The organism is Kluyvera georgiana ATCC 51603 (assembly GCF_001654985.1).
Lineage (GTDB): Bacteria > Pseudomonadota > Gammaproteobacteria > Enterobacterales > Enterobacteriaceae > Kluyvera > Kluyvera georgiana.
Genome location: NZ_LXEU01000039.1, coordinates 37417 through 58533, shown reverse-complemented (window position 1 = coordinate 58533; position 21117 = coordinate 37417). Strand labels below are relative to the sequence as shown.

General features: G+C 56.1%; 18 protein-coding genes. All 18 read right to left on the bottom strand.

What is annotated here, in order from left to right; all coding sequences use genetic code 11:
* Positions 1-23 precede the first annotated feature (23 nt).
* A complete protein-coding gene (gene wcaM / locus M989_RS08610) occupies positions 24-1424 on the bottom strand; it encodes a colanic acid biosynthesis protein WcaM (RefSeq protein ID WP_064544348.1) in 1401 nt (466 codons plus the stop codon).
* A 9-nt stretch (positions 1425-1433) separates the two neighbouring features.
* Positions 1434-2657 (bottom strand): colanic acid biosynthesis glycosyltransferase WcaL, encoded by a 1224-nt coding sequence (gene wcaL / locus M989_RS08605; RefSeq protein WP_064544346.1) that lies wholly within the window; start codon positions 2655-2657, stop codon positions 1434-1436.
* Positions 2654-3934 carry a colanic acid biosynthesis pyruvyl transferase WcaK gene (gene wcaK, locus M989_RS08600; protein WP_064544344.1) on the bottom strand — a complete coding sequence of 427 codons (1281 nt, stop codon included), beginning with the start codon at positions 3932-3934 and terminating at the stop codon, positions 2654-2656. Before wcaK ends, wcaL begins: the two co-directional genes overlap by 4 nt.
* 30 nt (positions 3935-3964) lie before the next feature.
* Positions 3965-5446, bottom strand: a complete 1482-nt coding sequence (locus tag M989_RS08595; RefSeq protein ID WP_064544342.1) for an MOP flippase family protein — start codon at positions 5444-5446, stop codon at positions 3965-3967.
* A gap of 9 nt (positions 5447-5455) precedes the next feature.
* Positions 5456-6850: an undecaprenyl-phosphate glucose phosphotransferase gene (gene wcaJ, locus M989_RS08590; protein ID WP_064544340.1), complete on the bottom strand. Its 1395-nt coding sequence runs from the start codon at positions 6848-6850 to the stop codon at positions 5456-5458.
* Between the two features lie 132 nt (positions 6851-6982).
* Positions 6983-8353 carry a colanic acid biosynthesis phosphomannomutase CpsG gene (gene cpsG / locus M989_RS08585; RefSeq protein WP_064544338.1) on the bottom strand — a complete coding sequence of 457 codons (1371 nt, stop codon included), beginning with the start codon at positions 8351-8353 and terminating at the stop codon, positions 6983-6985.
* Positions 8354-8506: 153 nt separating this feature from the next.
* Positions 8507-9943, bottom strand: coding sequence for a mannose-1-phosphate guanyltransferase (gene cpsB, locus M989_RS08580; RefSeq protein ID WP_064544335.1), 1437 nt, complete (start codon positions 9941-9943; stop codon positions 8507-8509).
* 3 nt (positions 9944-9946) lie between these two features.
* The gene (gene wcaI / locus M989_RS08575; protein ID WP_064544333.1) at positions 9947-11170 is read right to left on the bottom strand and encodes a colanic acid biosynthesis fucosyltransferase WcaI; all 1224 of its coding nucleotides are present in this window, start codon (positions 11168-11170) and stop codon (positions 9947-9949) included.
* Positions 11167-11646, bottom strand: a complete 480-nt coding sequence (locus M989_RS08570; RefSeq protein ID WP_064544331.1) for a GDP-mannose mannosyl hydrolase — start codon at positions 11644-11646, stop codon at positions 11167-11169. Before M989_RS08570 ends, wcaI begins: the two co-directional genes overlap by 4 nt.
* A 3-nt stretch (positions 11647-11649) precedes the next feature.
* Entirely contained in the window at positions 11650-12615 is a 966-nt protein-coding gene (gene fcl, locus M989_RS08565) for a GDP-L-fucose synthase (RefSeq protein ID WP_064544326.1), read from the bottom strand.
* A gap of 2 nt (positions 12616-12617) precedes the next feature.
* Entirely contained in the window at positions 12618-13739 is a 1122-nt protein-coding gene (gene gmd, locus M989_RS08560; RefSeq protein ID WP_064544324.1) for a GDP-mannose 4,6-dehydratase, read from the bottom strand.
* Positions 13740-13763: 24 nt separating this feature from the next.
* Positions 13764-14318, bottom strand: a complete 555-nt coding sequence (wcaF, locus tag M989_RS08555; protein WP_064544322.1) for a colanic acid biosynthesis acetyltransferase WcaF — start codon at positions 14316-14318, stop codon at positions 13764-13766.
* Between the two features lie 9 nt (positions 14319-14327).
* Positions 14328-15074: a colanic acid biosynthesis glycosyltransferase WcaE gene (gene wcaE, locus M989_RS08550; protein WP_064544320.1), complete on the bottom strand. Its 747-nt coding sequence runs from the start codon at positions 15072-15074 to the stop codon at positions 14328-14330.
* A gap of 8 nt (positions 15075-15082) precedes the next feature.
* Positions 15083-16306 (bottom strand): colanic acid polymerase WcaD, encoded by a 1224-nt coding sequence (gene wcaD / locus M989_RS08545; protein WP_064544318.1) that lies wholly within the window; start codon positions 16304-16306, stop codon positions 15083-15085.
* On the bottom strand, positions 16281-17498 hold the full coding sequence (wcaC, locus tag M989_RS08540; protein ID WP_064544315.1) for a colanic acid biosynthesis glycosyltransferase WcaC: 1218 nt from the start codon (positions 17496-17498) through the stop codon (positions 16281-16283). The genes wcaD and wcaC overlap by 26 nt, the downstream gene beginning before the upstream one ends.
* The gene (wcaB, locus tag M989_RS08535; protein WP_064544313.1) at positions 17495-17986 is read right to left on the bottom strand and encodes a colanic acid biosynthesis acetyltransferase WcaB; all 492 of its coding nucleotides are present in this window, start codon (positions 17984-17986) and stop codon (positions 17495-17497) included. Before wcaB ends, wcaC begins: the two co-directional genes overlap by 4 nt.
* Complete coding sequence (gene wcaA / locus M989_RS08530; protein WP_064544310.1) at positions 17986-18828, bottom strand: colanic acid biosynthesis glycosyltransferase WcaA; 843 nt, start codon at positions 18826-18828, stop codon at positions 17986-17988. Before wcaA ends, wcaB begins: the two co-directional genes overlap by 1 nt.
* Positions 18829-18952: 124 nt before the next feature.
* A complete protein-coding gene (gene wzc, locus M989_RS08525; protein ID WP_064544307.1) occupies positions 18953-21115 on the bottom strand; it encodes a tyrosine-protein kinase Wzc in 2163 nt (720 codons plus the stop codon).
* Between the last annotated feature and the right edge of the window lie 2 nt (positions 21116-21117).

Here is a 21117-nt window from a genome sequence, read left to right as displayed (position 1 = left end):
AGACGGGCTTAGACATCGCCCTTTTATCGCCTGTCAGGGAGATGAAAGTTCACTTTTTCGACGTTCACCACTTGCTGATCGATATGATCAATATCCACCGCCGCCACCCCCTTCTCGTTCACCGCCCTCACGTTCGCCAGCGACAGCAACGTATCCTGCTTGGCCATAAACTTCCCACGCACATCCTTGCGTAAATCGAAGTTCAGCTTCAGCGCAGGCCCGCGAGAGGACAGTTGCATCACGTTGATGTTCCTCAAGAAAATGTGCTGAGGCTTATTGTGAATCTCCAGCGAAGCGTGCTTCATGGAGAGGTTGGTGAGAGAGACAAACGAGGGATTGTTGCCAGAGGAAATTTGAATACCGCGAACCGTATAAGGCAGCGCGCTATTATCCATCTGTACATTATTTAAGCGGAAATTTTGCGGTATAGACAAATAGTTACCTTTGATAACACCGTAGCCAATCAGCATTCCCGCGCTATTAACCATATCGACACCATCAATAACGAAATTATCACATCCGTAGATCGCCACCGTGGCGTTATCTATTCCCGCCTGCTTGCTGAATTCCGGTGTGATATTGCTGGCTTTCACATTACGTATAATAAAGTGTTTGCCGTTTTCCACGTGCACCAGCTGGCGACAGTTGCTGCCGGTGATGTTAGCGACGACGAAATTTTTCACCGCCTGCTCTTCCGGGTAGCCATTATCGTAGGTGCTACCGGCGAGGCCGATACCAATGCCCCAGTTGACCTTACCGTTGGTGCAGTCGATATGGTCGATAACATGGTCGGAGATCAGGATATTGCGGTCGTTGATCGCCACGTTCCACTCAATGGCGTCGCCCTGCAGATAGCTGAAGTGACAGTGGGTGATGTTCACATCGAGCCACTGATTATGGTAGCCCTGGCGCAGAATACCGTAGTTGGCTTTAGTGATGGTCAGGCGGGTAATGGTCAGGTTACGCAGCGTGCGCTTATCTTTGCCGCCGATGAAAATCTGCGCCACCGGGCCGTAGCCGCTCATCGTCAACCCGGCAATGGTGCAGTCGCCGCCGCGCACATCCAGGGTCATGTTGTAGAGGCTGCCTTCACCGCTGCCGATCACCTGGCAGCCCTTTTGCAGGATAAAGCGCCCGCGCCCGTTGCCCTTCAGCGCGCCGGCAATCGCCAGCGTTTTCCCCGGCGGCAACGTAATCGCGGTATTGATATTGTCGCAAACCACATCCGCCGGCACGTTGACCGTGTCGGCCTGCGCAAAGGCGTCGTTGAATGCGCGAATCCAGTCGCCGTTGTGCACATAGTCACGTATGTCCACCGTCAGGCGCTTCTCTGCGGCACGCGCATGGGTCGCTGAAAGTACCGGCAGCGCTGCGGCAAGCGTCGCCCCGGCGGTGAGGAAGTAACGTCGGGTTAAGGTGTGCATAGCGCCTCCTTAGCAAAGCGTCTGCAGCAGGCTGGCAAGCTGCCGGTTAATCACCTGCTGGTTAAAATCGGTTTCGACTTTCTCACGTGCGCGCGTCAGCACCGGCTGCAGGCTGCGCGCATCCATACGCCCCAGCGATTGCAGCTTGTCCGCCAGCGCCGTGGCGTCGTATTCGTCCACCAGCCAGCCGGTATGGCCGGAATCAATCAGTTCCGGTATGCCGCTGTGTATCGTCGATAGCACCGGTATCCCCACCGCCATCGCCTCCATGAGCGCGACCGGAATGCCTTCCATATCACCGTCGGCACCGGTCACCGAGGGCAGAAGGAAAACGTCGGCTTCATCAAGCAGCGCTTTCACTTCATGGCTAGGCTTGAAGCCCGGCATTTCGACGCAATCTTCCAGCTGATACTGTTCAATCAGGGTGCGCAGGCGGCGTTCCCACGGCCCGATACCAAGGATGCGATAGCGAAAGTTCACGCCGCGCTCTTTCAACTGGCGGCAGGCTTCAATCGCCACGTGTAACCCTTTTTTCTCAGTCAGACGCGCAACGGAGAGGATCTGCAAACAGCCGTCAGGCGCTTTTAGCGGACGCAGCGAGAAGCGGTCCATGTTCACGCCCATCCTGGAAACGGTGATTTTATCCGTCGGGCAGCCCATAGCCTGCAGTCGGTCAGCCCACAGCTGGCTGATGGGCAACATCATGTCGCCGCGGCGAAACAGCTGCTGGTATTCGCCGGTATAGTGGTTCAACACCTCGCGGCTTGAAATATCGATGCCGTGAAAAACGGTGGCAATCTTACCGTCAATCACGCCCAGCTCGCGGAGCTTGGCGGCGGTCACTCCCGCCGGGCCAAAGTGGGCGATATAAACGTCGGCGATAATCGGCGCAGGCGTACGGCTACAAATGGAGGATAGGATCAGGTTACGCGCCTCCTGACCGTAACGCCGCGCGTTCAAGGCCCGCCAGACGGCGGGACGGTGTAAACCGCGCAGGGTACTGAATGCCCGGTAGCGCAGCTTCTCCAGCGCGGTTGCCGGCTCATCCTGTAACCAGCGAACTTTGTCCGCCAGTTGATATTGCGTATACGCAGCATGAGTGTTGGTCAGGTCGCCCTTTTGCAGGGCGACAATCTCCACCTCATAACCCATCTCGATAAACGCCACGATCTGGTTTAAGACAAACGTCTCAGACGATAAAGGAAATTTCAGCAGGAAGAAGCTGACTTTCATCGGCCCTCCCGAATGCGGTTCAGCACCGACTCAATCATGGTGAAGCCCTTCTGCCGTTCGCCCTCAACCGCCGCGGCCACTTTCTCACCCAGCGCCGGGAGCTGGTTGAGAATATCGCCCACCACGCCCTGCATCGAGCCGTCCAGCAGGTGACGAATGTCGATAGCCATTTCCGGCATACCCAACTGCTGCATGATGCCCGCTGATTTGTGCTCGTAGTTAATGGCAATCGCCGGAGTGCCGAAGTTCATCGAGATAATTGCCGAATGCAGACGTGTGCCGATGGTCAGCTCGCAGGAGGCGAGAATTTTGCCAATCTCCACGTCATTAAGTTCGTCCATGGCGATGTGGAAGTGCTCGCGGTTTTTAACGTACTGCGCCATCCGCAGCGCGACCATACGATCATCGCGGTTGTAGCGGTCGATACTGGTGCAGGTAGAAAGCGCCAGTACCTGATAACCGTCATCAATCATGCGGTTCACCACTTCGGCAAACGCTTTTTCATACGCCTGCTGGGTGGTGCCCAGACGTTTATCAAACGGCTCCAGCTCGCGCAGGGTGATCGCCACGGTTTTACGCTGTGCAGTCAGGTTCAGCCAGTGCTGCACCGCGTAACTCGGTTCGAAACTCTCGTTGCGATGCTCTACCAGCCAGGCGGTGTCCACGCCCTGCTCCACTTTGCGGGTATCAATTTGCGCTTTCGCCATCAGTTCACGGCTTACCGTCTCACGCAAAATCAATGCGTTGGTGCGGCCAAAGACATAGTTCGCCAGCTCGTTGAAGTCCGGGTTCTGGAACGGGCCGACGCTGTGGCCAATCATGTAGATAGGCTTGTTAGCCATAAAGGCGCAAAGCGGATATTCAAAGTGGGTCAGGCCATAGAGATCGACATAGTTCGACCCACCAACCTGAATAATCGCGTCATAGTTGCCGAGGAAGCGCACAAACTCGTGAAACTCCGGCGCAATCACAAAGTTGCGCAGCTTGCCTTCACCGGTGACCTTAGCCAGCAGGATCTTGTGCTGGAAGCGACGGCGCAGCACCTTCTTCACGCGCCCGCTCACGCCTGCCGCCGCCTGCTGTTTCTGGCTCAGCTGATACAGCGGATCGGCAATAATTTCACGCCCCTGCAACCAGGAGGAACTGATCGGGAAACGGCTCATCACGTCCATCTCAACGTCCGGCTGCTGGCGAAGAATCGCATCGAGCAGGCCGCGCATAATGGCGCTGTCGCCGCGGTTGCCGCAGGTGTGGTTTCCCAAAATTAGTAATTTCATCATGGCCTCATCAAAGGGGTTTCAAGCAAATCAATCAGGAACGCGTAATAACGTTTTCAGTTTTCCGCTCCGACAGAGCGGTTTTTTTAGTTCAAGCAACAGGCTGTTGCGTGACAGCATGATCACCAGCGCAAAGCTGAGCACGCCCGCCAGCACCTGCATCGCCAGCAGCGCGGAGAGCGCAACGCTGCCTTCCAGCAGTCGCCCCACCGCGTAGCTTGCAATCAGCGTCGGCAGGGAGAGACGAAACGGCAGCCACAGGCTCAGCAGGTAATCGCGGTAGCCCGGCCCCAGCACCGGTTTAATCATCACGAAATAGCTGAGGATGGTGTTGATGATTTGCACCAGCAGGAAGCCCAGCGTGACGCCAATCGCGCCGCCGAGCTGCCCGCCGATAATCACCGCAGGAATAAACAGGAAGGTCTTAAAGACGTTGAATTTAAAGCTGATGTCCACCCGTGCTTTCGCCATCAGCAGCGAACCAATCGGGTTGCCTACCGAGCGCAGCAGCCCCACCACGCACAGCAACTGGAGGATTGGCACGATGTGCAGCCATTTATCGCCAAACACCAGCGGCACGAAGTTATTGCTGACCACCATCAGCCCGAGCAGCGCCGGGAAATTGATGATCCCCACCACCGACAGCAGCTTGTAAAAGTTGACTCGCAGCTTGTCGGTGTCGTCCTGAATCTTGGCAAACGCCGGGAACAGCACGCGGGTGATAATGGGGTTGAGCTTCATCGGCGGCACCACCGCCACGTTGTAGGCGAGGTTATAGCCCCCGGCCACGCTGGCACCGAGGATACGCGCCAGCGTCAGCGTCGACAGGTTGGTGTTGATATAGTTGACGATGCTGTCCGCCGTCAGCCACGCGCCAAAACGCAGGTTCGGCATGACCGTGGTCAGTGAAAAATGCAGGCCGGGACGGTAAATTTTGCGGCCAAAATAGCCAAACAGCAGCGTACGCACGGCGCTGTTGACCAAATAGCCCAGAATCGCCGTCATGGCCAGCGGCCAGAAGCAGGCGCTGATCACGGTAAAGGTAAAGCCCGACAGCACCGCTGCCGTTTCAATGGAGCCAATCTTGTTAAACTCCAGCTCCTTTTGCATCAGCGCGCGGAACTGCTGGCCGTGGGGAATCACCACAAAGGCCAGCGACAGCGTTTTGATCAACGGCGCGAGATCCGGGTTGTGCAGCAATCGCGCGATGGTATCGCTGAGCAGATACACCGCAGCAAACACCGCAATCCCCAGGCCGACATTCAGCCAATAGAGCGTGGTCAGCTCAATCTGGCTGATGGCTTTACGCTGAATAATCGAGTTGGCGATGCCAAAATCCGACAGCGTGTCCGCCAGCGCGATAATCACCAGCGATACGGTGAGCAGACCAAACTGATGGCCGTCAAACAGCCGTGCCAACACGGTCATCTGCGCCAGCCCCAGGCCAATAATCACCACCGTCGCCATCGCCGACCATTTCGCGCCATTGATGGTTTTTTCTCTCAGGCCCATGTCACTTCCTCAGTAGGCTGCTTTGTTGACAAAGCCTTTAAACACCGTCAGGAAGACGATTTTGATATCGAGCCACAGGCTCCATTCGCGGATGTATTCGAGATCGAACTCCACCCGTTTTTCCATTTTTTCGAGGGTGTCGGTTTCACCGCGCCAGCCGTTGATCTGCGCCCAGCCAGTAATGCCTGGCTTCACTTTGTGGCGCAGCATGTAGCCTTCAATCAATTGACGGTACTGCTCGTTGTGCGCCACCGCGTGCGGACGCGGGCCGACGATAGACATGCCGCCGGTGAGCACGTTGATAAACTGCGGCAGTTCATCCAGCGAGGTGCGGCGCAGGAAGTTGCCGACGCGGGTCACACGCGGGTCGTTCTGCGTCGCCTGTTTCACCACCTTGTCGTTCTCCATGACCTTCATCGAGCGGAATTTCCACACTTTGATCGGCTTACCGTCCATGCCGTAGCGGGTCTGGCGGAAGATGATGGGGCCCGGCGAACTCAGCTTCACCGCCAGTGCGATGCAGCACAGCGCCGGCGAAATCAACAGCAGAATGCCCAGCGCCAGGACGATATCCTCCAGCCGTTTGATAATGCGGTTAACCCCGGAGAGCGGCGTGTCGTACAGCGGCACCAGCGGAATACCGTTCACCACTTCCACCCGTGAGTGCAGGATGTTGAAGGTGAAAACATCCGGGATCAGCAGCACCGAGCAGGTGGTGTCGGCAAGAGAACGGACCACCTCTTTAATCTGGCTCTCTTCCTGCATCGCCATTGAGATATAGACGTTGTGGATTTTGCCGCTGCGCGCATCGTCGAGCAGTTGTTCAAGGTTGCCCATCCAGTCGGGGTTAACGCCGCCCGGTTTGGCATCGTAATAGCTACCGACTACCTCATAACCCAGCCACGGCTGGTTACGGAAGCTCTCGAGCAGCGCCTGCCCTTCCGGCATATCTCCTGCTACCGCCACATAACGGGTGTTATAGCCGCGATGGCGCAGCACACCAGCGCCATAGCGAATAAACGCGCGGCTCGCCAGCATGCCGATGGTGCTGAGCAGGTACCACGCCAGCCACATGGCAAAGTTGGTATTAAAATCATCGTTAAACGCCAGCAGCCCCGCCGCAAACACCAGGCTCAGCGTCCAGTTCTGCAATAACAGCAGCAATTCGGTGGTGATACGCACGCCGCGCCAGGAGCGGTAGAAATCGGTAATCCCGCCAATCATCTGGAAAACGACCAGCGTCACCAGCGCCATCAACAGATGGAGATATAAAAACGGCAACGCAACCGCCTGACACACCAGCCACAATCCCCCCAGCATGATGGTGATGTCGGAAAAACGCTGCACCATGGAGATTAACGATGCATTCGTTTTAGCTCGTTCGCGCTTTTTTAGAGTCGTCATCGTTGGTCCTATTCGTCGTGTCCCCTCACCCCGGCCCTCTCCCCAAAGGGGCGAGGGAGAAAAAGCCATCCGCAGCCTGCACGTTCGGTTCCCGCTCCTCTCTGAAGAGAGGGTTAGGGTGAGGGGCAATGATTACTGATTAAGCAGCGCCAGAATGTCCTGCGTTCGCGCCTGCATCAGCGGCGTATTCCCGCGAGACTCCACGTTTAAGCGCACCACCGGTTCGGTATTGGAAGAGCGCAGGTTGAAGCGCCAGTCGGCAAATGCCAGGCTGATGCCGTCGGTACGGTCAATCTCCAGCGCGCTGCCGGCAAAGTGCGCCTCCACGCGGGCAATCGCTTCTGACGGCGCCGCCAGCTGACTGTTGATTTCCCCACTCGCCGGGAACGCCGCCATGCGGTCATGCACCAGCTCACCCAGCGTTTTACCCTTCAGACACAGCAGTTCGCTCACCAGCAGCCATGGGATCATGCCGCTGTCGCAGTAGGCAAAATCGCGGAAATAGTGGTGGGCGCTCATTTCACCGCCGTAGACCGCGTCGTCCTGACGCATGCGCTCTTTAATAAACGCATGACCGGTTTTCGACATTACCGGCGTGCCGCCCGCCGCGGTCACCACGTCCACGGTGTTCCACGACAGACGCGGGTCGTGAATAATCCGCGCGCCGGGGTTTTTCTCGAGGAACGCTTCGGCCAGCAGGCCGACGATGTAGTAGCCCTCGATAAACTGCCCTTTCTCGTCAAACAGGAAGCAACGGTCGAAGTCGCCGTCAAAAGCAATACCCATATCGGCACCGTATTTGATGACCGCATCGCGGGTGTCCGCGCGGCACTCCGGCAGCAATGGGTTAGGAATGCCGTGCGGGAAGGTGCCGTCCGGCGTGTTGTGCACTTTAATCAGACTTACCGGCACGTTCAGCGCCTTGAAGCGGGCTTCCAGCGCATCAATCACCGGGCCAGCCGCGCCGTTACCGGAGTTCACCACCAGCTTCAGCGGGGTCAGGTTTTGCACGTTGATGTAGCCCAGCAGGTGATCGATGTAGGCGTCGCGCAGGTTGATTTTCTGGTAGCTACCGCGTGCGGCATCGTTGACCGGCGGGAAGTCATTGGCTTCTGCCAGGCGCTGTACGTCGCGCAGGCCGGTATCGCCGCTGATCGGGCGCGCGCCTTCACGCACCAGCTTCATGCCGTTGTAGTCCATCGGATTATGGCTGGCGGTCACTTCAATACCGCCATCAACGCCGAGATGGAAAGTAGCGAAGTAAATCTCTTCGGTGCCGGAAAGCCCGATATCCAGCACGTCAACGCCCGCGTCGCGCAGGCCATTGGCCAACGCCAGCTTCAGCGCCTCGCTGGTTAAGCGCACGTCGCCGCCCACCACGATAGTTTTCGGCTTCAGGTATTCGCCGTAGGCGCGGCCAATGCGCCACGCGATGTCTTCATTCAGCTCTTCGCCGAGCTTGCCGCGAATGTCGTAGGCTTTAAAACAGGTTAATTTCGTCATGTTTTTACCTTTCTTCAGGCAACAGTTGGCCCTGACCGGTGAGGGTCATCAATTTCAGTGTCGTGAGTTGCCGGATGGCGCTTCGCTTATCCGGCCTACGGTTTGGGTTTTGTAGGCCCGGTAAGCGCAGCGCCACCGGGCGCAATACGCGCGCTACACGCGCCCGTAACGATCCTGGAAGCGCACCACGTCGTCCTCTTCCAGATAGGCGCCAGATCGCACCTCAATCAGGTCGAGCGGGATTTTCCCCGGGTTTTCCAGACAATGCGTGACGCCGAGAGGAATGTAGATAGACTCATTTTCCCCCAGCAGCGTGATTTGGTCGTTGAGGGTCACTTTGGCGGTGCCCGCCACCACAATCCAGTGTTCCGCACGGTGGTGATGCATCTGCAGCGACAGCCCCTCACCCGGCTTCACGGTGATGCGCTTGACCTGATAGCGATCGCCGGAATCAATCGAGTCATATTTGCCCCACGGGCGATAGACTTCCCGGTGAATATGGTGTTCGTGGCGGCCATCGGCTTTAATCTTCTCGACCACCTTTTTCACGTCCTGCACCGCGTTGCGATCGGCGATAAGCACCGCGTCTTTGGTTTGCACCACCACCAGGTCCTTTACCCCGACGGTCGTCACCAGGCCAGACTCAGCATAGACATAGCTGTTTTCGGTTTTATGGCTGATCACATCGCCATGGTGCACGTTGCCTTCCGGCGTGTGGCTGCTGATCTCCCACAGCGATGACCAGGAGCCGACGTCGCTCCAGCCCGCATCCATCGGCACCACTACCGCATCCGCGGTCTGTTCCATTACCGCATAATCGATGGATTCGTCCGGGCAGCTCAGGAACGCCGCTTCATCGACGCGGATAAAGTCGAGATCCGGGTCGGTGACATCCATCGCTTTTTCGCAGGCGCGAAGAATATCCGGGCGATATTTGCCCAGCTCTTCCAGATAGCGCCCGGCGCGGAACAGGAACATGCCGCTGTTCCAGTAGTATTCACCGCTGGCGACATAGGCCTGTGCGGTATCGAGATTGGGTTTTTCGACAAACTGTGCGACGTCGAAGGCCAGCGTGTCGTCAGTTCCCGGCGTGACATCACCCCGGCGAATATAGCCATAGCCGGTTTCCGGCACGTTCGGCACGATGCCGAAGGTCACCAGCTTGCCATTTTCAGCATACGGCGTGGCATGACGAACCGCCGCGCGGAAGGCCTCTTCGTCCTGAATGACGTGGTCAGCCGCCAGCACCAGCATCAGCGGGTCGCCGTCCGGTTCGCGACGTTTAGCCGCCAGCGCCGCCAGGGCAATGGCTGGCGCCGTGTTGCGCCCCGCCGGTTCCAGAATAATGTTTTCGGTCAGCTTGTTGAGCTGACGCAGCTGTTCCGCCACGATAAAGCGGTGCTGCTCATTACAGATAACCACCGGGCTGGCGCACTTCACGCCGTCCAGGCGGTTCACCGTGGCCTGCAGCATCGTCATGTCCCCTTTCAGGCACAGGAACTGTTTGGGGTACAGCACTCGGGACAGCGGCCACAGTCGGCTACCCGAGCCACCGGCCATCACGACCGGGAAAAGCGTAGTTTGACTCATCGTTTAACCCCGAATATCAGCAATAAATTGGTTGAGAACGTGTTCTTTATCGAGCGAACGTTCAGCCCAGGCGCGAGCGACCGCATTTCGCTTCGGCATCGTCAGCGCCTGCTCGATCCCGTCGACCAGCGACGGAACCGATTCAGGCGTCACGCACACCGCAATGCCCGGATTGTCCAGACACAGCTGGCCCAGCTCGGTCTGCGGTTCAGCGGTAATCACCGCATTGCCGCCCACCGCCAGAATATTGGTCAGCTTAGAAGGCAGCACCGCATCGGCGGCGCCACGCTTCTGAATCACCAGATGGCAGTCGCCAATCGCCAGCAGCGCGGGCAAATCTTCATACGATTGAAGCGGCAGGAACTTGACGTTATCCAGCCCGCGTTCGGCGACCATTTTCTCCAGCCGCGCTTTACCGCCGCCCTGGCCGACCATGGCAAACAGCCACGGCTGTTCACGGAGCTGTTCGGCGGCAGTAATCACGCTCTCCAGCCCCTGTTTCTCGCCGATATTGCCGGAGTAAAGAATAATTTTGCGTTCATCCGGCAGGCCAAGACGCTGACGCAGCGCCGTCACCAACGTTTCCGGTACCTCGCGAAAACGCGAAACTTCCGACCAGTTAGGGAAGAAAATCACCTTCTCCGGCGCAACGCCCTTCTCGCAGGCTTTGTTCATCATCGAGCGCGAGATGGTCGAGACGTTGTCGACGTTGTGCAGCCCGCTGCGCTCAAAGGCGCTGGCAAGTTTTGCCACCTTGCCGGAGCGACCGCTGCCCGCCATGCCCAGCCCCAGCATGGCATCCACTTCATAATCCTGAATATGCAGCAGCGTCCGCGCGCCGGAAAGCTTCGCCAGCAGACGCATCCCCGGGGTACAAAACAGCGTTGGCACCACGCCGATAATGCGATCCGGTTTCCAGCGGCGTTGGGCCATCAGCGGGAAGAAACTGCTGAGCGCAAAGCTGCCGAGATGGATTAACCGCTTCAGCGTCGACGGCTGCTTTGGTACGTACAGCGGGCAACGCCAGACGGTAGCGTCGCCGTTTTCCCGGCGGTAGCGCCAGCTGGAGTATTTCGCGCCTACCTGCCATTCCGGGTAGTACGGCGGCGCGGTAATCACCCGCACCTCGTGGCCCTGCTGCGCCATCCACTCGACCATTTCACCGGTGTATTTGCCGATGCCGGTCAGTTCAGGCGAATAGTTGATGCCATACACCAGAATCTTCATAGGCCCGGCACCTCGGCCATTTTGTCGACCCGGAAATAGGCGCGGCTATTTTCATGAACGTTGTCCGACGCCAGCAGCGCAGGCGGCGTCAGCCAGCGGTAATCATTATGCTGAGCGTCCGGCAGCGTTAGGCTGTCGGCGTCTACCTGCAGGCGAAAGCCGAGCACGATGTAATGGGTCGAGAAATCCGTACCGGAAAAATTGTCGTCATAGAAATGCTGCCAGACGCCGTAAAAGCGGCCTGCCGTCATCGGCAGGCTCAGCCCCAGTTCGGCCTCGGTCAGGCGTGCAAACGCCTGGGTCAGCGTTTCATCTTTCTGTACCCGCCCGCCCGGCACGAACCAATATCCCTGCGCCGGACGATTGGTGCGCTTGCCCAGCAAAAACTCGCCCTGCGCGTTCTCGACGATCAGGTCGATGGAGATCAGCGGGGTCGACTGGACGACGGTGGCAAACGCTTCCTGGCTCAGAAACATGCGTTACCCCCGGAAGCGGTGCTGGTTTTCCAGAAACCACTGGTAGGTGCTGGCAAGACCAGCCTCCAGCGAGATTTCGTGGTACCAGCCCAGCTGATGCAGGCGAGAAACGTCGAGCAGCTTGCGCGGCGTGCCGTCGGGTTTGGTGGCGTCAAACACCACCCGCCCTTTAAAGCCCACCACTTTCGCCAGCGTCTGCGCCAGTTCACGAATGGTGCAGTCAACGCCGGTGCCGACATTGATGTGCGACAGCATGGGCTGCGTGTTTTCAAGCCAGACGCTGCGGTCGAGCTCCATCACATGGATACTGGCTGCCGCCATATCGTCCACATGCAGGAACTCGCGCATCGGCGTGCCGCTCCCCCACACCACCACGTCCGCGGCGTTTTGCTGTACCGCTTCATGGAAGCGGCGCAGCAGCGCCGGAATAACGTGCGAATTGCTCGGGTGGAAGTTATCGTTCGGCCCATACAGGTTGGTCGGCATCACCGAACGGTAGTCGCGATTATGCTGGCGGTTGTAGGACTCGCACAGCTTGATACCGGCAATTTTCGCAATCGCGTACGGTTCGTTCGTCGCTTCCAGCGTGCCCTGCAGCAGCTCGCTTTCGTGCATTGGCTGGTTAGCCATTTTCGGATAGATGCACGATGAACCGAGAAACAGCAGCTTATTCACGTTGTGCGTATGCGCCGCGTGAATAATGTTGCTTTCGATCATCATGTTCTCGTAGATGAAATCCGCCGGGAAGGTGTTGTTGGCGACAATGCCGCCCACCTTCGCCGCCGCCAGATACACCTGATCAATATTTTCAGCGGCGAAGAAGTCGTTCACCTCGCGGCTATCCAGCAGGTTGAGTTCATCGCGGCTGCGAACCACCAGATCCACGTCGCCGCGTTGTGCAAGCTGTCGGACGATGGCCGAGCCCACCATTCCCCGGTGGCCCGCCACAAAAATACGTTGTCTGGTCATACTTAAGACTCCAGCGCGATCGCCACTTCATAGCCATGGGATTTCAGCAGGGAATGTTTCTTCGCTGCTTCCAGGTCTTTGGCGACCATCTCAGAGACCATCTCCTGCAGGGTGGTTTCCGGTTTCCAGCCAAGTTTTTCATGCGCTTTGGTCGGGTCGCCGAGCAGGGTTTCAACTTCAGCCGGACGGAAGTAGCGCGGATCCACGGCCACCATCACATCGCCCGGTTTCACGCCCGGCGCATCGTGACCGGTTACCGAGACCACAATCCCTTTTTCTTCCACGCCTTGACCTTCGAAGCGCAGTTTGATACCCAGCTGCGCCGCCGCCATTTCAACGAACTGACGAACCGAATACTGCACGCCGGTAGCGATAACGAAATCTTCCGGATGGTCCTGCTGCAGCATCATCCACTGCATTTTCACGTAGTCTTTGGCATGGCCCCAGTCGCGCAGGGAATCCATGTTGCCGAGGTACAGGCACTTCTCCAGGCCCTGAGCAATGTTGGCGATCGCGCGGGTAATTTTGCGGGTCACGAAGGTTTCGCCACGGCGCGGAGACTCGTGGTTGAACAGAATGCCGTTACAGGCGTACATGCCGTAAGATTCACGGTAGTTCACGGTGATCCAGTAGGCATACAGTTTGGCGACCGCATACGGCGAGCGCGGATAGAACGGGGTGGTCTCTTTTTGCGGAATTTCCTGTACCAGGCCGTACAGTTCCGAAGTGGAAGCCTGATAGAAGCGCGTTTTCTTCTCCAGCCCCAGGAAGCGGATGGCTTCCAGCAGGCGCAGCGTGCCCATCGCATCGACGTCGGCGGTGTATTCCGGCGACTCAAACGACACGGCGACGTGGCTCATCGCACCCAGGTTATACACTTCATCCGGCTGCACTTCCTGCAGAATGCGCGTCAGGTTGGAGCTGTCGGTCAAATCACCGTAGTGCAGGTGAAACTTCGGGTTGCTGCTGTGCGGATCCTGATAGATGTGATCGACACGTTCGGTGTTAAAGGAAGAAGCACGGCGTTTAATCCCGTGAACTTCATAGCCTTTTTCCAGCAGCAGTTCTGCCAGATAAGAACCGTCCTGCCCCGTTACGCCGGTAATAAGTGCGACTTTTGACATTCTATTTTCCTCAAATTGTCCCGTTTAGGGAGTCACTTTCTCTACGCGCTCACGCGTAACCACTGCGGGATTGCCACGGCAAATCATATTTGCCGGTAGCGATTTAAATACGCTGCTGCGGGCACCGACGATCGTGCCCTCGCCAATCGTGACGCCGGGGGCGACAAAAACGTCCGTCGCCAGCCAGCATTTTTCACCGACCACAATCGGCGCGGCGTGAATATCGAAATGTGCGCTCTGATAATCGTGGCTACCGGTGCACAAATAACATTTCTGCGATACCACCGAGTTTGCCCCCAGGGTTATTTCACCCAAGGTATATAACACCGCGTCATCACCCACCCAGGCATAATCGCCAATAGTTAATTTCCATGGATAGGTAATTTTCACCGACGGGCGAATCACTACGTTTTTTCCTATTTTTGCGCCAAACAGGCGTAATAAAAATGCGCGCCAGCGATAGAGTATTTGCGGAGACCAGGCAAATAACGTGGCCTGTACCGCCCACCAAATTTGTACTTTAATGCCCCCGGCACCGCGGAAACCTTTTGGTACCGTAAAGCCAGATAAATCCTGCATTTGGTATCCTTATGCTTTGTGATATAAGGCTTTTGCTTTCCCCGTTGTGCGCAGACGTAATAAATAAGACAATTCTGTAAGCAGGCCCGGCATACGCAATATTTCGCGCTGCACTTTTTTGGCGTCCTGGCACAACTGCAAATTATTGGTAGTGGACACGCCGCCCATTGAAAATTCCGACACCAGCCCTTTAATACGCTTGAAGGCATATCCCGACTTATACATCCGGGCCGCCAGTGCATAATCGGAAGAGACACGATACTGCACATCATAAGGATGATTTTTCAGCCCGCGTAGCGGGAAGAAAATAGCCTGATGGCTTGCCGGTAGGCTGTGGTAAATATACCAACCCTGCTTGGCGCTACGGCGAATTTGGGTACCATCACCAAAGTCCAGCATCGCATCGCCAAGGTACATGGCGTCGTCGCTTTTGCCGCGCAGCTGGCGGACGAACTGCGAAACATCCGCATGAAAGCTGTCGCCGGAATTAAGGAACAACACGAACTTACCCTGCGCCATGCGAATGCCTTTGTTCATCGCATCGTACAGCCCTTCATCCGGTTCGCTCACGTAGCGTAACTGGTATTGCCCGTTACGTTTTTCGAGAAATTCTGCGGTGCCGTCGTTCGAGCCACCGTCCACCACAATCCACTCAAAAGAGAGGCTCGGATCGTTTGCCAGATGGGCCAGCGAACGCCAGGTTTTCATCACGCCATCGACGTTACGAAACGCTACGGTAATTACGCTTAACAACATGCTTCACCTCATCTGTTGTCAGCAATATTCAGCGCTTTACGCAGAATAAAAGGACAAACAATTAAAAATGCATATTCCGGACTAAATATCGAACCGGTAAAAAATAATGATATCGGCGTGAAAAGATACAGCTGCACGGCGAAATTACGATTATTCCCAAAAGCGTTAATGAACATTTTGAAAACGTAGTACAAATATCCTGCCGTTAATATCACAGCGAACCATGAAAAATAAATCATTAACAGATACAGACCATTGTCTATGGTTTTTCCGACATCCGCACCGTTAAATATTCCGAATGATGCAACATATTCGTAAAGAGAACCAAAGCGCACGACCCCATCAATACTGGTTAATGAATAACCGACCATCACCAGTGGGCCAATTATGCGGTAATACGATGACGACCCTTCTGTTCCCAAATCACCAATACGTTCGGCAATATAGGGAAATGCAAACACCAGACCGATAAAAAATGCGCCTAATGAGATAATCGCCAACGGTAACTTTTTCTTGATCGCTTCTTTGTTCAGGTACTGGAAAGCCCACTCCAGCAGATAGAACAGGATAAATGTCATCACCCCTGAAAACGACCCAGAAAGAATTATCCCTGCCAGAATCATAGCATCAGACTTCGGGGTTTTGATACCAAACTGTTTGATGCAAAGCCAAATTGAGATTAATGCCAGAGCGAAGAATGCCGGCTCGAAATATAACGCAGTGGTCCGCTTTCCGCCGAATTTTATAAAATTCAGTACATAGCTATTACTGTAAATAAGATATTTCGAAATCGTCGCAATCAGACTGCTGCCGCCGGTCAGAATAATCTGCGCCATCTCCAGCGCCGCCAGCGCCACCACAAGGGTAATCACCACGTAGAAAAAACGCAGGATCTTACGGTGGTTATGCGGCGAAATGGTTTTGAAGCGAATGCTCCAGACCATGCCGATAATGATCACGATATAGACAAACAGCATCGTCGAGGTGACGTATTTGCTCGGGTCCAGCGATTGTCCGAACAGATAGTTGAACAACGTCAACCCCACGCCCAGCCCGAGGGCAATCATCAGTTTTTTCAGATTAATGCGTTCAACAAACAACAGCAGCAGCAGCGGAAGGAACGTCACGATGGTAATGGGGAAGCTCTCCCCCAGCTGCGCCAGCTTCACGTTAACCAGCAGGTAGATTAACGGCAGCAGCAGATAGCTACAGACTCTGATAGAACGAGACATATTCCTCCAGCATCTGTTGTCCGCTGTAGGCCTTGCGGCTTCGCGCGCTAAAGTTCTCAAGAGTGGTGCCAAAAATCTGCTCGGCAATCTCCGCTTTTGGTTGCTGCACTAAGGTAAGCACCTCGGCATCATCCACGGTACGACCGCCGGATTTTGCCAGCACCTCTTTTGCCGCCTCGCTATGGGTCGCGATGACCGGTACGCCAATCGACAGCGCTTCGCATAGAATCAGCGGGTAGTTATCCACTCGCGAGCTGAACAGCAGCGCGTCCAGCGGGTTCAGCTCGCTCATCAGCTGGCGTTTATCGGTCAGAAAACCGTGATTCACCACGTTACTGCCCTCAAACGGCGAGAACTTACCGAAGGTGTGCACCTCGACCTTATCGCCCAGCGCGATAATATCGCGCACCAGCTGCTGGTTGGTTTTACCGTCATAGCGCAGGTCGTGCGCGACCACGGCGATTTTAGGCCGCGTGGAGAAGCGTTTTACCGGCGTCAGCTCGGCGAGAATCGCTTCGGTTGCCACGTCGATGCCGTTATTGATAATCTGGCAGCGCCCTGCGCCGTAGAGGCTGTTAAAGGCCTCGGCAACATGCTGACTGGGCGAAATAAAGCGACAGCCCAGCGCTAACATCTGGCGAAACAGCTGGCGTTTTTCATCCACCAGCGCATGTGCGCGATCGACCTTAACCGGCGGATAGTTACTCAACGTTGGGCACTTCTGACAGCCGCTTTTCCAGCCTTCGCAACCGTCAAGGAAAGCACAGCGACCGGTCACGCTCCAGTGATCGTGCAGCGTCCAGATAAAAGTCGCATCGCTTTTATGCGCCTTCACCCGTTCGCAGAAGCTCACCACATCCGCGAGGTTCAGCCAGTAGCTGTGCATAACGTGAAAATGCAGTACCACCGGGCCGTCAGTACGGGTGACCTGGCGATACAGGTTATTGAGGTTGCCAAACACATCGCGGTTAAACAGGCGGAACAGCGCCAGGTTTGCCATCGAGGTTAACCGTCCGGTCTGCTTTATCACCTGCGGATAACGGTCGTGACTCACGCTTTTTTTACCGCCTTTGCCATAGCCGTAGACAAATTTTGACGACAAGCCCTGACGTAGCGCGCGCTGATGCAGGTCCAGCGCCACGCCCGCCGCGCCGCCCTCGGCCAGACGAACGTTAAATTGCAGAATATTCATTTAATTACCTTCACTCGCGCTTTTTCGCCCACCACCAGCGCATGGTCCGGAACGTCGTCCAGCACCACGCTGCCCGCGCCAATCGTCACGTGATTACCGATGGTAATACCGCCGATAATCACCACATTGGCCCCCAGCTCAACGCCATTGCCAATTCTTGGACAGGCCAGACTGTCCGGGCCACGGTTGCCGATAGTGATGCTGTGACGAATGGTGAAATCGTCACCCGCCACCACGTTCTTGTTGATGACCACCGCGTAGCCATGATGAATGGTGAAGCGTCGGCCAATGGTCGCTGCGGCCTGGATTTCATAGCCGAAGAAGCATTCGGTGATAATGCGGTACAGCACCAGCACCGGCGCTGCCCACAGATTGTTCAGCACGTTTTTCTTGCGCCATACCGAGCAAAAATGAGCAATACGATAAGCAATGACCATGCAGCACGGACGCAGGCTCCAGCTGTTGGCGCGTAAATCTTCCAGTAGCATCATTTACTCCGCAGTCCATCCACCCAACGTTTGCCGTTACGCACCGACAGTAGCGTCAGGAAGGTCTTCCAGGTCATACGCTTATTGCGGATCTGATAGAGCGTGAACAGCTGATACTTCTTGCTCGCGCGGTCAAACTTCTCTTTGTGTTTGCGGTAGAAGCTGAAATAACCGGAGAATTTTTTCGGCGATGAGGTGATCTGCATTTCGCCATGATTAACGTGCAGAATTTGCGTGGCGGCCTCAATTTTCCACGGCTCGCCGTAGGCCACCACCATACGCAGGAAGATGTCGTAGTCCTGCGCCGCCTTCAGTTCGGTATCAAACAGACTTTCTTTAAAACGCCACGCCCAGCTAAATACCTGGTTGCCAATGATGTTGCGCTTATAGAACAGCTGACGGGAGAACGGCGATTTCGGGTATAACGGCAGGCTGGCCGGTTGCCAGTACACTTCCCCTTCACAGACGTAGTCATTGGCATACAGAAAGGCGTGATTCACCAGCTGCTGCTTGTGTTCAAGGAACAGCGAAAGCCGGTTGGGCGTCCACTCATCATCATCATCAATGCCGGTAATAAACTGCCCTTTAGCCTGCAGGATCGCTTGATTGCGCACCGCGCAGGCGCCGGAGTTAAAGTCGTTGCGCGTGTACTGTACGCGGCTATCGTTTAGCCCGATGACGAACTGCTGAAGCTGCTCATAGCTGCTGGAACAGTCGTCGACAATAATCATTTCCCAGTGAGGATAATCCTGACGCAGCACCGACTTGATGGCGCGAATCGCCAGCTGTTGTCGGTTCCAGGTCGGCATATAAATGGAGATCAACGGGTTGTCTGTTGTCATGGTATATCCCCGAATAAGCAGTTGAGCGGTTTTCCCCTCACCCTAACCCTCTCCCAAAGGGAGAGGGGACCGTTCGGTGTTCTCCCTCGCCCCTTGGGAGAGGGCCGGGGTGAGGGGGATGTTATTATTTCGAATCCGACTGATACTCGTACTCGTAGTATCCGTAATCCTGGTACCCTGTCGCACGACGGAAGATCGAGTTGAGAATCACTCCTTTCACCGCGATGCCATTCTGCTCAAAGCGGTTCAGGCTGGTTTCCACCTCTTTCAGAGTATTGACCGCATAGCGCGTCACCATCAGCGTGGTGCCCGCGTGGCGGCCAACGATAGCCGCATCGGTGACCGCGAGAATGGGCGGCGTATCGATCAGCACGAGGTCATAGTTCGCCGAGCCCCACTTCAACAGCTCGCTAAAACGCTCGGCCATCAACAGCTCCGACGGATTTGGCGGTACCTGCCCGCGTGGGATCAGGTCAAAGTTCGCGACCGAGGTGCGTTTCGCGCTACTTTCAAACGTCGCTTTCCCCACCAGCACTTCGGACAGACCGTTATCATTGGTGGTACCGAGCAGCTCGTGGGAGTAGCCTTTACGCATATCGCAGTCGATCATCAGTACGCGCTTATTGGTCTGGCTAATCACCGCCGCCAGGTTGGCGCAGACGAAGGTTTTACCGATAGACGGGCTGACCCCGGTCATCATTAACACGTTATTCGGTGCTTGCATCATGGCGAAGTGCAGGCTGGTGCGCAGGCTGCGGATGGCTTCGATCGCCAGGTCGGTCGGGTTACCCACCGCCAGCAGCTGGCTCTGCTTGTAGCGCTTCACGCCGTTGACGCTTTTCACGCTATCGCGCGATTTTTGCCATTCGGAGAGCGGAATGCTGGCGTAGACGTTGATGCCGTGCTCTTCCAACACCTGCGGGCTTTCGATACCGCGGTTAAACAGCGAGCGCAGCAGTACGCCGACGATCGACAGCATCAGGCCAAGAATAATGCTGCCCAGCACGATCAACGCTTTCTTCGGCTTCACCACCCCAGGCTGAGTAATCGCCGGGTCGACAATTCGCACATCGCCGACGGTGCTCGCCCGAGTGATTTTCAGTTCCTGCTGTTTATTAAGCAGTTGCATATAAACCTGCTGCCCGGACTCGACGTCGCGGGTCAGGCGTACAATCTCCTGCTGGGTTTTCGGCATCGCCGTCACGCGTTTGCTCAGCTTCGCCTTCTCTTCTTCCAGCGCCCGGCGTTTTTCCAGCAACGTGCGATAGGCCGGGTGGATTTTGGTATACAGCTTGGAGATTTCCGCTTCGCGGAACGTCAGTTCATTCAGCTGCGCATCGATGTTCACCATCGAATCGAGCACCGATTTCGCTTCCAGCGGCAGGTCTACGGAGTCTTGCTGCTGACGGTAGGTATTCAGTTTGTTTTCTGCCACGTCCAACTGGCTGCGCACCTGCGGCAGCTGTACTTCGAGGAACTCGAGGCTTTTCGCGGCTTCTTCCGATTTGCGCGCCACGTTCTGCGCCACGTAGTTGTTGGCGATACTGTTGAGGATGTCGCGAATCTGATCTTTATCTTCACCCACCATCGTGAGGGTCAGCACGCCGGACTCTTTACCGTCCTCGGTGACGCTCAGGCTGTTTTGCAGGTTATTGATCATCCCCAGCGTTGAATATTTGGTGACGGTAAAACTCGCGCCATCGTGGGCGGCGATCCCGGTGACCAGCAGCGAAACGCCGCCTTTATTCAGCGTCTCACCCACCTTCCCTTCCGCGCTAAAACCATCGTCGTTGCTGAGTCGATAGCGCGTTGGGTTGATAACATCAAGCGTAAAGGTGCTCTCAGCCATCGACGCCGGTCGGTTAAAGGCGCTGACCTTCACCGTCTCATTCTGGCGGCCCATCAGCCGTTCCCAGCCGGCCCCCAGAATCGGGAACGTGTTTTTGCTTACGGCAATATCCAGCCCCAGATCCTCAACGGTTTTGCCAAGCACCATGCGCGAGGTGATCATCTGGATTTCCGCTTCGGACGCCGGCGGCTTGCTGGTAAGCGCATTACTGATATCCTGCACCAGCGCGCTGCCCTGATTTTGCTCAATACGCACCAGCGCATCGGCGCTGTAAATCGGCGTGGCGAATAGCGCATAGACAATCGCCAGGGCGGCAAACAGGCCGGTAATGCCGATGACCCACCATTTGGCTTCCACCACGGTGCCCACCAGACGACCAATGTCGATCTCATCATTGCCCGAGACCGATGGGCTTATCTGTTTTACTTTATCTGTCATGG

Excerpts from the sequence above, each read along its gene's own strand:
- wcaM (WP_064544348.1), bottom strand. The coding sequence starts at position 1,424 with ATGCACACCTTAACCCGACGTTACTTCCTCACCGCCGGGGCGACGCTT.
- wcaL (WP_064544346.1), bottom strand. The coding sequence starts at position 2,657 with ATGAAAGTCAGCTTCTTCCTGCTGAAATTTCCTTTATCGTCTGAGACG.
- wcaK (WP_064544344.1), bottom strand. The coding sequence starts at position 3,934 with ATGAAATTACTAATTTTGGGAAACCACACCTGCGGCAACCGCGGCGAC.
- M989_RS08595 (WP_064544342.1), bottom strand. The coding sequence starts at position 5,446 with ATGGGCCTGAGAGAAAAAACCATCAATGGCGCGAAATGGTCGGCGATG.
- wcaJ (WP_064544340.1), bottom strand. The coding sequence starts at position 6,850 with ATGACGACTCTAAAAAAGCGCGAACGAGCTAAAACGAATGCATCGTTA.
- cpsG (WP_064544338.1), bottom strand. The coding sequence starts at position 8,353 with ATGACGAAATTAACCTGTTTTAAAGCCTACGACATTCGCGGCAAGCTC.
- cpsB (WP_064544335.1), bottom strand. The coding sequence starts at position 9,943 with ATGAGTCAAACTACGCTTTTCCCGGTCGTGATGGCCGGTGGCTCGGGT.
- wcaI (WP_064544333.1), bottom strand. The coding sequence starts at position 11,170 with ATGAAGATTCTGGTGTATGGCATCAACTATTCGCCTGAACTGACCGGC.
- M989_RS08570 (WP_064544331.1), bottom strand. The coding sequence starts at position 11,646 with ATGTTTCTGAGCCAGGAAGCGTTTGCCACCGTCGTCCAGTCGACCCCG.
- fcl (WP_064544326.1), bottom strand. The coding sequence starts at position 12,615 with ATGACCAGACAACGTATTTTTGTGGCGGGCCACCGGGGAATGGTGGGC.
- gmd (WP_064544324.1), bottom strand. The coding sequence starts at position 13,739 with ATGTCAAAAGTCGCACTTATTACCGGCGTAACGGGGCAGGACGGTTCT.
- wcaF (WP_064544322.1), bottom strand. The coding sequence starts at position 14,318 with ATGCAGGATTTATCTGGCTTTACGGTACCAAAAGGTTTCCGCGGTGCC.
- wcaE (WP_064544320.1), bottom strand. The coding sequence starts at position 15,074 with ATGTTGTTAAGCGTAATTACCGTAGCGTTTCGTAACGTCGATGGCGTG.
- wcaD (WP_064544318.1), bottom strand. The coding sequence starts at position 16,306 with ATGTCTCGTTCTATCAGAGTCTGTAGCTATCTGCTGCTGCCGTTAATC.
- wcaC (WP_064544315.1), bottom strand. The coding sequence starts at position 17,498 with ATGAATATTCTGCAATTTAACGTTCGTCTGGCCGAGGGCGGCGCGGCG.
- wcaB (WP_064544313.1), bottom strand. The coding sequence starts at position 17,986 with ATGCTACTGGAAGATTTACGCGCCAACAGCTGGAGCCTGCGTCCGTGC.
- wcaA (WP_064544310.1), bottom strand. The coding sequence starts at position 18,828 with ATGACAACAGACAACCCGTTGATCTCCATTTATATGCCGACCTGGAAC.
- wzc (WP_064544307.1), bottom strand. The coding sequence starts at position 21,115 with ATGACAGATAAAGTAAAACAGATAAGCCCATCGGTCTCGGGCAATGAT.